The sequence below is a fragment of the Oryzifoliimicrobium ureilyticum genome, assembly GCF_037199735.1.
Classification (GTDB): Bacteria; Pseudomonadota; Alphaproteobacteria; order Rhizobiales; family Rhizobiaceae; genus Rhizobium; species Rhizobium ureilyticus.
This window is the reverse complement of sequence record NZ_JBBBVQ010000001.1, coordinates 583,008-597,277: the sequence shown is the minus strand read 5'-3', so window position 1 is coordinate 597,277 and position 14,270 is coordinate 583,008. Positions and strand designations below refer to the sequence as shown.

The following is a 14,270-nucleotide window of genomic DNA, read 5'->3' as shown; positions in this document are numbered from 1 at the left end:
GCAGGTCCAATTTATCTTTTCATGCGACCTGACAGCAGGCCCGCGATCAGCTTCGGCGCGCTGGATTTCAAGGCTTCACCACGTCCCGACAGGCTTGGATTGGTCATGAAATACTGCTGCGCGTTGAACGGTTCTTCGCCTTTCCGCACCTCCATGCGGCGGGATGTACCGTCGGGCAATATCTCGTAGCTTTGCTGATTGTCAATGATATTGCCCAGCATAATCTGTGAGAGGACCTGTTCATGGACGGTAGGATTAATAAGTGGCACCAAGGTCTCGACACGTCTATCGAGATTGCGAGGCATCATGTCCGCTGACCCGATATAAACCAAAGCTTTATCGGACGGCAGTCCATGGCCATTGCCGAAGCAGAAAATGCGGCTGTGCTCCAGGAAACGGCCGACGATCGATTTCACGCGGATATTGTTGGAAAGGCCTGGCACCTGCGGACGCAGGCAGCAAATGCCGCGTACCACCAGATCGATTTCGACCCCAGCTCGGCTGGCGGCATAAAGAGCATCGATGATTTCCGGGTCGACCAAGGCGTTCATTTTCATCCAGATCGCTGCCGGCCGTCCAGCCTTAGCATGCTCTGCCTCTTCGCGGATCAAGCCGACAATGCGCGAGCGCAAAGTATATGGCGAGACGGCAAGCTTCATGCTGGCTTCGAGCTCACCATAGCCCGTGATGAAATTGAAGATATTGGCCATGTCATGGGCGACGACCGGATTGCAGGTGAAGAACGAAAGGTCGGTGTAAATCTTGGCGGTGATCGGATGGTAGTTGCCGGTTCCCAGATGGCAATAGGTCCTCAGCTTGCCCTCCTCGCGGCGGACGACCATCGACATTTTGGCATGGGTCTTGAGTTCAATGAAGCCGAAGACGACTTGCACACCGGCCCGCTCAAGGTCTCTTGCCCAACGAATGTTCGCCTCTTCATCGAACCGAGCCTTCAACTCCACCAAGGCCGTTACGGATTTGCCTGCCTCGGCCGCATCAACAAGAGCCCGAACGATGGGGCTGTCGTTGGATGTCCGATAAAGCGTCTGCTTTATCGCCAAAACATCAGGATCTCGCGCAGCCTGGAGCAGAAACTGGACAACGACGTCAAAGCTCTCATAGGGGTGGTGAACCACCATGTCCTTTTCGCGGATGGCGGCAAAGCAGTCGCCTGCATGCTCGCGGACGCGTTCGGGAAATCGGGCATTATAGGGCTGGAAGCGAAGATCATCGCGCGGGGCTTTGGTAATTTCGGACAGTGTATTAAGGGCCAGCAGCCCCGGCAGAACCGCCACGCGATTATCCGGCACGCCCAAAGCCTGAACCACGAATTGGCGCAGAGACGCGGGCATTTCGGAATCCGTCTCGATACGGATGACCTTGCCGCGACGACGGCGCTTTAGCGCAGTCTCGAAGAAACGGACAAGGTCTTCGGCTTCTTCCTCGACTTCAATATCGCTGTCTCGAATAAGACGAAACGTTCCAGCGCCCTGGACTTCGTAGCCAGGATAGAGCCTGTGGATGAAGATACCGACGACATCTTCGAGCGTAATATACCGGATCGCACCCTCCGCGTCCGGCAGGCGAACGAAACGATCAAGCGCCGGAGGCAGACGCAGAAGCGCCGTCATTGGCTCGCGGCCCGTCTTGCTGACCAGCTGCAAACCGATCGAAAAACCGAGGTTTGGAATGAATGGGAACGGATGGGCCGGATCGATCGACAGCGGCGTCAATACAGGGAATATCTGCTGTTCAAATTCACTTGCGAGCCAAGCGCGGTCTGCATCGTCCAGTGCGGCTGGGCGTACGATAAGCACGTCTTCCTTGGCCAGATATTGCTGCAGCACGGCCAGAGACGCCTGCTGCTCCATCTGCAGATTGTCGATTTCGTGCAAAATGGCATCGAGCTGTTCTGCCGGTGTCTTGCCGTCGGGTGTGCGCACGACAATGTTCTGGCGGACCTGGCCTTCCAGCCCTGCGACGCGAACCATAAAGAATTCATCGAGGTTGGCGGCGGAAATGGACAGGAAGCGGACGCGCTCCAGGAGTGGATGCTCCACGTTCAGCGTTTCTTCAAGAACGCGCCGATTGAACTGAAGCCAGGAAAATTCGCGATTGATGAAGCGTTCAGGGCTCTTCAGGAGCTCCTCGACATCAATAGGCGAAGCGGTTTCGGCAGGCTTGCCGTCTTGCGCGGTGACTGCTGCTTCGATCGCTCCGTCCATGTTCTCCACCCTTAAGCTTTTCGATTCATTGGGAATTATAACAGTTTAAAGACAGAACTGTGACAGCAGCTACTCAAGCGTGGCACTTCCCTCAAGCTCGTTCAAAACCTCTGCCGCCAAGGTCCTTGTTATTCGCGTTCCCCTGGAAAGCGCCAGCATATCGAGACGCTCGACAATCGTTTGAGCGGCCTGAAGCGAACGCTCCATCCGATGGACGATATAAAGGACAAGTTTGTCATCTATGTAAAGTTGGCGATCGGCGAAGAGCTTTATGATGAACTGGGTCAGAAAAGTATCATCAGGCTCGCCGATTTCGACGGTCGTCGCGGCCTTCAACCGAGAGCGCAGATCGGGAAGTTCTACCGGCCAAGACATCGGCCACAAGCGGCTGGTCATCAACAGGCTAAAGCCATTTTCCCGCACGCTGTTGATCACGTGGAATAGCTCCCGGTCGTCGAAACCGCGTCGATCTGCGTCTTCGATCAGGACAGGGCCCGCGGCTGCGACAAGAGCGCCGTCTCCTTCAGCCTGCGCATTGATAGCTGTGGCACCGCTTAGCTCTTTCCAGATATGCGCAAGGTGCGATTTTCCAGAACCTGCAGGTCCGGTTATGATGACGACGGGCGATGACCAGTTTGGCCATGCGTCGACAATAGAGACGGCTGCGGCAAGACGCTCCGAGACGAGCAGATCCTCGCGCCCACGTGCAGAATCATGAGTAAAGGCAAGCGGCAGCTGTTCTGCGGCGCTGCGCTTGAAGCCGGCCTTCTTAGGGTCGTTCATTTTGTATCGATTTTTCTTGTCTCATATCTTGTTGTGTCGGCGCTGGCGCGTGGTGCTCCGCCGGCATAAAGATCGCTTTCAAGGTAACGTGAAAGCGCAAAGCGCACAAGAACGCCAATGATGGCAGCTGCCGGAACGGCAACAAGAAGGCCCACAAAGCCGAACAAGGCGCCGAACGCGAAAAGAGCAAACATCAGCCAAACTGGGTGGAGCCCGACGCTTTGCCCAACCAGCTTCGGCTGCAGAATATTGCCCTCAATGAATTGCCCGGAAAAGAAGACAGCCAGAACCGCGCCCACCCAAAGGTAATCCGGCCAAAACTGCACGATCGCAACACCAACGGCCAGAATGAGGCCCACCATGGAGCCGACATAGGGGATGAAGCTGATCATGCCCGAGAAAAAGCCGATCAGCAGGCCGAAATTAAGTCCGATCAGCGACAAGCCGACTGCATAATAGACGCCAAGGATCAGGCACAGAGATCCCTGGCCGCGAATGAAGCCGGCCACCGACCGATCGATCTGGCGAGCGATTTGATGAACATCCTTGACGTGCGCGCGTGGGATATAGCGGTCGATCTGAGCGATCATACGATCCCAATCCAGAAGCATGTAAAAAGCCACGACCGGCGTCACCACCATCAAAGACACCAGATTTACAATCGCAAGGCTCGAACTCCAGACGCTGGCAACAAGGCCCGTCATGAAGCCAATGCCCTGCGACAAGATCCCTGAGAAATTGCTTCGGATCGTGCCGATCTGATTTTTGAGCCACGCCGGCATGGCCCAATTTTTGGAGTTGGCAAGAAAATCCTGCAGTTGATCAATATAGCTCGGAAAACGCCCGGCAAACTCCGTCAACTGCGTCACAAGCACAGGGATCAGCAGCATCAGGGCAAGGGCGATGATCAAAATAAAGGAAACCAGGATGACGATCGTTGCCATCAGGCGGCTGAGACCAACTCGCTCTAGACGATCGGCAATTGGATCAAGAAAATAGGCGACCGCCATTCCGGCAAGGAAGGGCAAAAGGATCGAGCTGAAAACCAGGAGAAAAACAATGAAGACGACAAGCGCGATCAACCAGAAAACGACTTGCCGCTTCAAACCCGATCCGCTTACCTGCCCTGTCATTGCTTTCCCTCATGAGACCGCAGCCGCGTTTAGGCAGGCGCCCTATGCAGATAGGACGCGCGAGAGAAGGTCGTCAAGCCTGACGGCTTTAGATCTATTCAGAGCCAGTGGAAGGGCGCTCGCCACTGGCGATGTCGTGGGCAAGAATGCATAAACGGTGCTTACCTGTCATTTCCCGAATATCTGCAGGGCAGCATATTGCAAGAGCATGATGGTCTTACCATCCCTGATCCGCCCGTCTTCGATCATTTCCAGAGCTTCCTCGATCGTCGGCTCGAGGCGCTCGATGTCCTCGCCCTCCTCTATATTTCCGCCGCCATCGGAGACGCGGTCATGCGGGGTATAAGCCGCGACGAAGAAGTGCAGACGTTCCGTCACCGAGCCGGGGCTCATAAAGGCGTCGAAGATCTGCCGGACATCGCTGATCCGATAGCCTGTCTCTTCCTCGACTTCCGCTTTGATACGCTCTTCCGGCCGAGCATTGTCCAGCAATCCTGCAGGCGCTTCGATGAGCAAGTCCTCATGGCCATTCACGAAAGCGGGATAGCGAAACTGCCTCGTCAGCACGACTGTCCGGCGCTGCAGATCGTACAGAAGAATAGTTGCACCGTTGCCGCGATCGTAGGTTTCACGACTTTGGCGTTGCCATGTTCCGTCCGCACGCAGAAAGCTGAAGGTCGTCTTTTTAAGAACATACCAGTCATCGGAAAGCGTGATCACATTTTCGATTTTAACGCGCTGCGACATCGTCATCGGCAGTTCCTCCATTTGATGTATGCACGATATTGCACGATTCTGTTTTTCGTGCAATATCGTGCAACTGCGAAGGAGCGAGCATGCTGACAGTCGAGAGAAAGAAGCTGATCCTTGAAACGCTTCGAAAGGACGGGCGCGTTGTTGCGAAGGATCTGAGTGAACGATTTGAACTTTCTGAGGATACAATCCGCCGCGACCTGCGCGAACTGGCGGCAGAAGGGCTGTTGCAGCGCGTTCACGGCGGTGCGCTTCCCGCTTCAAAAGCGCTTGCAGATCTTGCGACACGGCGAAGCGTGTCGGCTAGCGGGAAAGCGGCGATTGCCAAAACCGCAGCCGCTCTCGTCAAGAAAGGACAAATCGTCTTTCTCGACGGTGGCACAACCGCTGTTGCCGTTGCAAAGGCTTTGCCCAGGGAACTGAGCCTCACCGTCGTCACGCACAGCCCGGATATCGTTGGTGCACTTCTCGATCATCCGAGTATTCAGTTGGAACTCATCGGCGGACAAATTTACAAACACTCGAACGTGGCCGTCGGCGCTGCGGCCATCGAGGGTATTTCTAGGATCCGCGCGGATCTCTATTTCATGGGTGTCACCGGTATTCATATGGAATATGGCCTTACCACTGGTGACCGCGAAGAGGCGGCGATCAAGAGAGCCATCAACCGCCAATCAGCGGAAACCATTCTGCTTGCCTCGCAGGAAAAACTGGGATCGGTTTCTGCCTACCAGGTCGCGGCGATCAGCAACGCGGACGCAATGATCGTCGAGAAGAACTGTCCTGCCCATCTTCTTCACCCGTTCGAAGACCAAAAACTGACCATTATCCGCACTGGATCATAGTGCGTACCGCAGGTAGAGGCTTGTTCACTCGTTCAGATCACTGAAAATCCGGGCTTTCATAACGTCGCGCCTTGCATAAACCGGCCTGTCATGCAATTGCGACCTACATGTCGTGGAGGCTTAAGCTTCCTTCCAAGGACCGCTGGAGAAGAGCATGAGCCAGTCTGGAAAAAATGGCCTTACCTATAGCGATGCCGGAGTCGATATCGACGCCGGCAATCTGCTGGTCGAAAAGATAAAGCCCGCCGTGCGCTCAACTCGCCGGCCAGGTGCCGATGGAGAGATCGGCGGCTTTGGTGGCCTCTTCGATCTGAAGGCGGCTGGCTTCAAAGATCCGGTTCTGGTGGCGGCTAACGATGGCGTTGGCACGAAGCTGAAGATCGCGATCGATGCCGATTATCACGACACCGTGGGCATCGACCTCGTTGCAATGTGTGTGAACGATCTGGTCGTTCAGGGCGCCGAGCCCCTCTTCTTTCTCGACTATTTTGCAACAGGTAAACTTGACCCCGACCAAGGCGCGGCGATCGTCAATGGCATTGCAACAGGATGCCGGGATGCAGGATGCGCCTTGATCGGCGGAGAGACAGCTGAAATGCCCGGCATGTACGCCACCGGAGATTACGATCTGGCAGGATTTGCCGTCGGCGCGGCCGAGCGCGGTGCCTTGCTGCCATCCGGCGACATCGCAGAGGGCGATGTCATCCTGGGGCTTGCATCTTCCGGCGTTCATTCAAACGGCTTTTCGCTGGTTCGCAAGATCGTTGAAATCTCAGGCCTTGGCTGGGACGCGCCCGCCCCGTTTGCAGACGGCAAGACTTTGGGCGAAGCGCTTCTCGTTCCTACCCGCATCTATGTCAAGCCGCTGCTCAAGGTGATCCGCGAGACGGGGGCGATCAAGGCGCTTGCCCATATTACCGGCGGTGGTTTTCCTGAAAATATCCCACGTGTTCTGCCCAAACATCTCGCAGCCGAGATTAATCTCGACGCCGTCAGCGCTCCGGCTGTCTTCGGCTGGCTGTCAAAGACAGGTGGCGTCGAAGCCAAGGAAATGCTGCGCACGTTCAACTGCGGAGTCGGTATGATTGCGGTTGTTCCTGCCGATAAAGCAGACGAGGTTGCAAGCGCGCTGAAGGCGGAAGGCGAAAGCGTCTTTACCTTGGGCCGCATGATTGCGCGCAACGAAGGCGATGCCGGTACTGTCTACACGGGTAGCCTGTCACTATGACGAGCAATCCCAAGCGCGTTGTCGTGATGATCTCGGGCAGCGGCTCCAACATGCTTGCCCTGATCGCCGCTGCAAAAGCTGACGATTTTCCGGTCGAGATCGTCGGCGTTGTGTCGGACAAGGCGAAAGCTGGCGGCATCGCCAAGGCGGCGGCCGAGGGCATTCCGACCTTCGTCTTTCCACGCCGAGAGTACCACAGCAAAGAAGCGCATGAGGCGGCAATATTCGGAGCGCTCGATCAACTCGCCCCGGATTTTGTGTGTCTTGCTGGCTATATGCGCCTGCTCTCCAGCGAATTCATCCGTCGCTACGAAGGGCGCATTCTGAATATCCATCCGTCCCTCCTGCCGCTTTTCCCTGGCCTTCATACGCATCAGCGCGCGATCGATGCAGGCATGCGGGTGGCCGGTTGCACGGTGCATTTCGTCACCGAAGGTATGGATGAGGGACCTGTGATCGGGCAGGCAGCAGTCCCCGTTTTGTCGAGCGACACGGCAGAGATCCTGGCAGCCCGTGTCCTCGCTGTCGAACATCAGATCTATGCGCCCGCTTTAAGGCGTGTTGCTGAAGGCAAGGTCAAGATGGAAGACGGCCGGGCTGTTGCTGTCGATTTCTCCGAGACGACCCCAGCTCCGGGGTTCATTTCACTGATTGGTGACAAGAACTTCTAGTTTCCGGCAATCGCGGGTGATGGACGCTGGCGCACGCCATCAGTGCAACGTGCCGTCACTATAAACGAAACGCCCTCCGCGGAATGTGGCACGCAATCGATGCACGCTGCCACGCTCGACGGCAACGAGATCGGCACGCTTACCGAAAGCAATTTCGCCTCGATCGCTCATGCCCGCTGCCTCGGCAGCATTCTTGGTCGCCATCGCAACCGCGGCCGGAAGACCCACCAGCTCCGCGAGCCGAAAGATACCCGGAATGAAGGCCGGCGGATGATAGTCAGCTGCAATGACTGAAAGAACGCCTTGTTTTGCGGCATCAAGCGCGCTGAGATTGCCGGACATAGATTGCCCGCGAAGAGCGTTCGGCGCTCCCATCAATGTCGATAAACCACGCCGTCTCGCCTCCAAGGCCGCCGGCAGGGTGACCGGAAACTCGCTCATCGTCACTCCAAGATCGTGCATCTGGGCAACCTTCTCGACGCTATCATCATCATGTGACGCAAGCGACAGACCTTGACGACGAACTTGGTACGCGATTTCAGTGAGCTTGGCGTCAATAAGCGGATTATTCCGACGGGCGATACGTTCTGCCGCGATCTCGGCCGCCATTTCACGCGTCATGGCGCGGCGTTCCGATATACTCAGGATATAGCTTTCGAGGTCGTTATATTGCCCCTGCCCCGGCGTGTGATCGGTCAAGGACACCATATCAACGTGACCGGCACCCAAGAGTTTTTCCAAGACGGGCGCCGCATCAACATTGGTAATTTCATATCGTGCATGAACCCGATGGTCGATTAGGAGGTCTTCGCGCAGGCGGCGAAGCTCCTCGATCACCGCCGATGTTGTCGAAAGCTGGCGTACATGCCCGTACACACTGTCCGTTGCAAAGGACACGGCCGCAAAGGCAGTCGTCACGCCGGCGATCGTCAACTTCTTGTCGAGTTCATGAATGCCAAAGTCGATCGGCATTCTCGCATTGGGCCGTGGCGCAATTTCGCGTTCGATCATATCGCCATGAAGATCGATGAAACCCGGCATGAGGTAGCGACCACCGCCATCGATGTCGGGTGTTTCAACAGGCACGTCGCGGATCTCTGCAATGACTCCGTCTTCGACGCGGACAGAACCGCTTTTGACGACCTCGTCGGCAAGGACGAGGATAAAATTGCCGAGCCACATTAGACTTCTCCTAAAAAAACGAACGCGCCGATCCGGTAAAGCCGCTCGATGACAGTCATATGACGCGACGGTTCATTGAGTTGAATGGATCGAGTCGTGGATCGGTCCGCCGGACTAGCTACAGAGCCGGTCGCGATTCAGCATCGCCCATTGCAGGAGAATAATGGTCTTGGCGTCGATGATTTCGCCGCTATCGATCATATCGAGCGCCTCTCGGAGCGACATCTCGACCACCTCGATATCCTCATGCTCATCGGCGAGCCCGCCGCCAGCAGCCACGCGGTCGGAAGGTTCGACCAGAGCCGCGAAAAGATGAATGGTTTCGGTGACTGCGCCAGGCGAGCTGTACACTCTAAAAAGGAACCGCACATCTCTCGCACGGTAGCCCGTTTCTTCCAGAACCTCTCGCCTGATCGCCTCTTCCGGCGCATCCTCGTCCAGAAGACCAGCGGGCGCTTCCAGTGTGAAGCCCGGCTTCTCATGCAAATAGACAGGCAACCGAAACTGACGAACCAGGACGACGATATCGCGCGTGGGGTCATAGAGAAAAACGGCAGCGGCAGGCGTGCGATGGTAGATTTCCCGTTTCAGGCGGTCGGTATGACCCTTTGAGCTGGTATAAGCGACGTCGAACGTGCTGAGCTTCGTCCAGCCATTTGAGAGGACTTTTTCCTCGACGATTTCAATTTTCGCCTGATTGGCAATGGTCATCATGCGTCCTTTCGCAGCCACACTTTGTTGTCATGAACGGCCGCTCCACCATACGGAGCCACGGGATCGGCCCCCGTGAGGACGTTGATCCCTTCGCCATCAAGATGCGCCTTATTTGGCCAGAGCCCCTCAGCCACCAGAACGCCCGGCTTGACTTCATCGGTGACACGCGCATGGATGCGCAGGTCACCCCGCCCGTTACCGATCCGAACGATATCGCCTGAAGCAATGCCAGCGGCCGTAGCGTCGGCTTGATTGATCATCACCTCCGGCCTTCCCTCTTTTTGCCGTGAGGTTGACGTCTCGGCAAAGCTCGAATTCAAGAAGTTGCGTGCCGGCGACGTCGCGAGCCGATAGGGATGATCCGCATCGACCGTTTCGATGACATCGAATTGATCCGGGAACGCCGGCATCTCAGCCGCAGGGCCGAGAAGCCCGACAGATTCTGGCGGGCGGTTGGGCGCTGGCTGATGAGACCAGTCAGGCCTGAAACGGAACCGCTTGCCCGGATGCGCGAAGCCGTCAAGGTAATGTGCTTCTTCGAAAGCAGGTATCCGGTCAAACCACTTATGCTCGAGGAACCACTCGTAGTCGGGCACGTTGCTGGCTGCAAGGATTTGATCGATCATCTGCCGCTCATTCAGCCCGAAGCCCGGCATATCGGCAACGCCGAGACGCTTGGCAAGCTCCTCAATGACATGAAGGTTCGTCCTGACGGTTGGCGGCGGCTCTACAAGCTTCGGGCCCAGCAAAATGTGACTCTGCCCGCCCGCACGATAAAGATCGTCATGCTCGACGAACATGGTGGCTGGCAAAACAATATCGGCCATTTCGGCCGTCTCCGTCATGAAGTGCTCGTGCACTGCGACGAAGAGGTCATTTCGTGCAAAGCCTTGGCGGACGAGACGCTGTTCCGGGGCGATATTCACTGGATTGGTATTTTGTATCAGCATCGCCGTGACCGGGACGCCGTGTCGCAGGGCCGTTGAATCGCCCGTCAAAACGCGGCCGATCTGCGATTGATCGAGCATGCGAATACTGGGGTCGCGCATGCCGCGGCCAACAAGCGTGGAATTATCCAGCCGGAAAATGTCGTTGTTGGAATGGAAGGCGCCACCGCCCTCGTGTTTCCATGATCCGAGCACGGTCGCAACCGAAGCGGCCGCATGCATCGCCACAGCGCCATTGCGTTGTCTGGTAAAGCCGTAGCCCAAGCGGAAATAGCTTCTGGAGGTCTTTCCAATCAACGCACCAAAGCGCTCGATCTCGTCAACGGTGAGACCGGTAATCGAGGACGCCCACTGCGGGCTACGCGTTTGAAGATGAGCCTCAAGGCCGGCAGGATCGTCAGCGAACTCGGCCATATATGCTCTGTCCGCATAACCATCGCGGAAAGCAATATGCATGACGGCGCAAGCCAACGCTGCGTCGGTGCCGGGACGAAGGATCAATTTCAGATCGGCCTGCTTCATCGTGGGATTGTCATAGACGTCGATGACAACGATCTTGGCACCGCGCTCCTTGCGGGCCCTGATCGCATGCGTCATGACGTTGACTTGGGTTGCAACCGCATTGGTTCCCCAGATAACGACGCAATCTGATTTTGCCATCTCGCGCGGATCCGGGCCTCTCAGCGCGCCGGTTGCCGCGACATAACCGGTCCATGCGGGGTTAGTGCAGATGGAAGAAAAGAAACCGGAATAACGCTTGGCATGCCTCAGCCGTTCGATCGAATCGCGCTGCACCCACCCCATGGTACCGGCGTAAAAGTAAGGCCATACCGCCTGTGATCCGTGCGCCGCCTCTGCCTTGACGAACGCTTCAGCAATTTCGTCCAACGCATCTTCCCAACTGATCTCCTGCCAGCTGCCGCTCCCCTTTTCCCCTGCGCGCCTCAAGGGTTTCAAAAGCCGCTCCGGATGATAAAGCCGCTCCGCATATCGCGCTACTTTTGCGCAAATCACGCCTGCCGTGTAGCTGTTGTCGGGCGCGCCGCGCACGCGGCCAATGCGCCCTTCTGCCATAAGATCAACTTCAAGCGCACAGGTTGAGGGACAATCGTGCGGACATGCCGTATGGCCGATGAGGGGCTTGGACGACGGGCTTGTGTCTTGGATGGGGGTCGCAATGTTCATGCGTTTTCTATAAGCCAGAGACAAGCTCTCCGGAAGCCTCCGGAAAAGCTAAATAGGGATCGGCTTTTCATGAATTACCGGCACATCTACCACGCGGGCAATTTTGCCGATGTCCTGAAGCACGCCGTGATGGCGCGCTTGATCAGCTATATGCAGAAGAAGGACGCCGCCTTTCGCGTTCTCGACACTCATGCGGGGATTGGTCTATATGACCTCTCGTCAGAAGAAGCGCAAAAGACCGGCGAATGGCGCGAGGGTATCGGCAAGCTGCTTGCCGCCGAGATTCCAGCGGAGGCGCAGGCCCTGTTGCAGCCTTACCTGACAGCCGTACAGGCTCTTAATCCTGGTGGCGGCATGCGCTTTTATCCTGGCTCTCCCAAGCTCACACGCCAGCTTATGCGTCCGCAAGATCGCCTATCGGCCATGGAACTTCATCCTGAGGATCATGCGCGCCTGGCGCGTTTGTTCGAAGGCGACCACCACGTGCGTGTTACGCACTTGGATGGTTGGCTGGCGCTAGGCGCGCATTTGCCGCCCAAGGAGCGGCGCGGCCTCGTCCTAGTCGACCCACCCTTTGAGGAGGCTGGAGAGTACGAGAGGATGGCCGACGGCGTGTCGAAAGCCTATCGGCGGTTCTCTGGCGGCACGTATTGCCTTTGGTATCCGATCAAGAAGTCTGCTCCGCTCAATGAATTTTATGAAGCGCTGCAAGCTCTCGATATTCCAAAGATGCTTTGTGCCGAACTGATCATCAAAAGCGATCGCGGAGAGGCAGGATTGATCGGTTCGGGCCTTATCATTGTCAATCCGCCCTTCACGCTGAAGGAAGAACTGCACGTTCTTCTACCAGTTCTTCGAGAAGTGTTGGCGCAGGACCGGTTTGGATCGCAGCGTGCTTTCTGGCTGAAGGGCGAAGGCAAAAGCAGCGGTAAGAACGAATAGGCCAGAAAACTAGCTGAAGAATTTCATTCGAAACGAAAGATAGCCGTTATGAAGATCCTTTGTGCGCCTGCTTCCCCCTACTCCAGCAAAGTTCGCATGGCCGCCCGCCACCTTGCCCTCGATGTCATGGATGTGCGCGTAGACACGAATGCGGGGCCGACCCTTCTCGTCGACAACAACCCTCTTGGCAAGATCCCGACGTTAATAACGGATGATGGCGTCGCGGTCTTCGACAGCGCGGCCATCATGCATTATTTCGACCGATTGAAGGGCAAGAAACTTTACCCGTCCAAGAAATCCAAGCGGACCGAAGCCGAGGTTCTGGAGGCACTAGCGGATGGGATCAGCGACTGCTTGCTCGCCATCGTCTACGAAAGACGCTTCCGGGATGAAGAAAAAGTTCACCAGCCCTGGATCGATCGGCAATGGAAAAAGGTGGTGCAGGCGCTCGACCACTTGAATGCCGAACCACCTAAGCTGGGACGCAAACTTCATGGCGGCCACTTTGCCCTTGCGGCAACGTTGGGATACCTCAACCTTCGTTTTGAAGGCCAGTGGGAGGCGGAGCATGAAGCATTGATCGCTTGGCTGCGGAAGTTCGAGAAACATTTCCCTGCCTTTGCAGAGCTCAAGCCGCAAGCCTGAAGAACATCTCTTTTTTACCCGGTGTACCCACGACGTCGGCGGCTGTTTACGCTCTGCTGCTGACGGCGGACAAAGCCTGCTTGTAATGCAGTAAGGCGCACCCAGCTAGAGCGCGCCTTACTGCAACAAATTCTACTGTCCATACCCGATCGCTCAAATATTGCTATTCAAGCTAGACGGATATTAGAACTTTACGCCGAGACCGACTTTGACGCTGTGCTCGTCATAGCCGCGCGAGAACGTTGCGCCGCCGACGTCGTAGTCCTTGTTCTGGTAATCCGTATAGCGATATTCGATACGCGCCGTGATGTTGTTGGTTACCATGGCTTCCGCACCGGCACCGACCGTGTAGCCAAACGCGCCGCGCTCGTCAGAGCCAGCAGCGTTCGAGAACTTGTTGTTGGCGACAGCAACACCAGCCGTGCCATAAAGCAGGAACGGGTTTAGGTCGTAACCGACGCGACCGCGCAACGAACCATTGATGCCGTTCTTCAGCGTGCCGCCGTTTGCAGCGCCGTCATTGCCGGAATAGCCAATGTCGCCTTCCACGCCGTAAACGATCTGACCGCTCTGCCAGTTGTAGCCGCTGTAGAGCTGGCCGCCCATCGCATGCATGTTATACTTCTGGTCGCCGCCAATGTTATAGGTCGCAGCACCGCCCAGGTAAAAGCCTTCCCAGCTACCAGCTGGCTTTACCGGATCGTTGGCGACAGGCGCTTCAGGAACTTGATCGATCGCATCGGCTGCATTTGCGGCAGAAACGCCAGCAAAGATAACCGCAGATGCCAAGAGGCTGGTGATGAGTGTACGCATTAAAGTGCTCCTTTCAGTCTCGTGACGCTCACTGTGTACATTTGAAGCATTCACGAGAAATTCTCGATGTTCCTCGCGGATCGAGAGGGAAGTTGGACCCAAATTGCGGATTTGGAAGAGCCAAAATATGAAAATATTGTGGCTTGTCGGCGGCAGATTTTAGATGTTGTTTGACCGCAACAGGGAATATATTAACCCTAATTA

13 protein-coding genes are annotated in these 14,270 nt (G+C 56.3%); 5 read left to right on the top strand and 8 right to left on the bottom strand.

Annotated elements, in window-relative coordinates:
* Positions 1-11 precede the first annotated feature (11 nt).
* The 4 genes from VQ830_RS02860 to VQ830_RS02845 form a co-directional block, all read right to left on the bottom strand.
* Positions 12-2,159: an RNA degradosome polyphosphate kinase gene (locus VQ830_RS02860; protein ID WP_337266628.1), complete on the bottom strand. Its 2,148-nt coding sequence runs from the start codon at positions 2,157-2,159 to the stop codon at positions 12-14.
* A gap of 135 nt (positions 2,160-2,294) precedes the next feature.
* Complete coding sequence (hdaA, locus tag VQ830_RS02855) at positions 2,295-3,008, bottom strand: DnaA regulatory inactivator HdaA (RefSeq protein ID WP_337266532.1); 714 nt, start codon at positions 3,006-3,008, stop codon at positions 2,295-2,297.
* Positions 3,005-4,141 (bottom strand): AI-2E family transporter, encoded by a 1,137-nt coding sequence (locus tag VQ830_RS02850; protein WP_337266531.1) that lies wholly within the window; start codon positions 4,139-4,141, stop codon positions 3,005-3,007. Before VQ830_RS02850 ends, hdaA begins: the two co-directional genes overlap by 4 nt.
* Positions 4,142-4,309: 168 nt before the next feature.
* Positions 4,310-4,894, bottom strand: coding sequence for an NUDIX domain-containing protein (locus VQ830_RS02845; RefSeq protein ID WP_337266530.1), 585 nt, complete (start codon positions 4,892-4,894; stop codon positions 4,310-4,312).
* Positions 4,895-4,977: 83 nt separating this feature from the next.
* On the opposite strand from VQ830_RS02845, the gene VQ830_RS02840 reads away from it, so the two are divergent.
* From VQ830_RS02840 to purN, 3 genes are all read left to right on the top strand, one after another.
* Complete coding sequence (locus tag VQ830_RS02840) at positions 4,978-5,739, top strand: DeoR/GlpR family DNA-binding transcription regulator (RefSeq protein WP_337266529.1); 762 nt, start codon at positions 4,978-4,980, stop codon at positions 5,737-5,739.
* A 154-nt stretch (positions 5,740-5,893) separates the two neighbouring features.
* The gene (gene purM, locus VQ830_RS02835; protein ID WP_337266528.1) at positions 5,894-6,967 is read left to right on the top strand and encodes a phosphoribosylformylglycinamidine cyclo-ligase; all 1,074 of its coding nucleotides are present in this window, start codon (positions 5,894-5,896) and stop codon (positions 6,965-6,967) included.
* Entirely contained in the window at positions 6,964-7,638 is a 675-nt protein-coding gene (gene purN / locus VQ830_RS02830) for a phosphoribosylglycinamide formyltransferase (RefSeq protein ID WP_337266527.1), read from the top strand. The genes purM and purN overlap by 4 nt, the downstream gene beginning before the upstream one ends.
* 39 nt (positions 7,639-7,677) lie before the next feature.
* Here the strand turns inward: purN and VQ830_RS02825 are convergent, their stop codons facing one another.
* From VQ830_RS02825 to VQ830_RS02815, 3 genes are all read right to left on the bottom strand, one after another.
* Positions 7,678-8,820 (bottom strand): alpha-D-ribose 1-methylphosphonate 5-triphosphate diphosphatase, encoded by a 1,143-nt coding sequence (locus tag VQ830_RS02825; RefSeq protein WP_337266526.1) that lies wholly within the window; start codon positions 8,818-8,820, stop codon positions 7,678-7,680.
* A gap of 114 nt (positions 8,821-8,934) precedes the next feature.
* Positions 8,935-9,531, bottom strand: coding sequence for an NUDIX domain-containing protein (locus VQ830_RS02820; protein WP_337266525.1), 597 nt, complete (start codon positions 9,529-9,531; stop codon positions 8,935-8,937).
* The gene (locus tag VQ830_RS02815) at positions 9,531-11,666 is read right to left on the bottom strand and encodes a molybdopterin oxidoreductase family protein (protein WP_337266524.1); all 2,136 of its coding nucleotides are present in this window, start codon (positions 11,664-11,666) and stop codon (positions 9,531-9,533) included. Before VQ830_RS02815 ends, VQ830_RS02820 begins: the two co-directional genes overlap by 1 nt.
* A 69-nt stretch (positions 11,667-11,735) precedes the next feature.
* On the opposite strand from VQ830_RS02815, the gene VQ830_RS02810 reads away from it, so the two are divergent.
* Positions 11,736-12,608 (top strand): 23S rRNA (adenine(2030)-N(6))-methyltransferase RlmJ, encoded by an 873-nt coding sequence (locus tag VQ830_RS02810; protein ID WP_337266523.1) that lies wholly within the window; start codon positions 11,736-11,738, stop codon positions 12,606-12,608.
* Between the two features lie 48 nt (positions 12,609-12,656).
* Positions 12,657-13,253, top strand: coding sequence for a glutathione S-transferase (locus VQ830_RS02805; RefSeq protein ID WP_337266522.1), 597 nt, complete (start codon positions 12,657-12,659; stop codon positions 13,251-13,253).
* Positions 13,254-13,436: 183 nt separating this feature from the next.
* Here VQ830_RS02805 and VQ830_RS02800 read toward each other — a convergent pair whose 3' ends face one another.
* Positions 13,437-14,066: an outer membrane protein gene (locus VQ830_RS02800; RefSeq protein WP_337266521.1), complete on the bottom strand. Its 630-nt coding sequence runs from the start codon at positions 14,064-14,066 to the stop codon at positions 13,437-13,439.
* Positions 14,067-14,270: the final 204 nt, after the last annotated feature.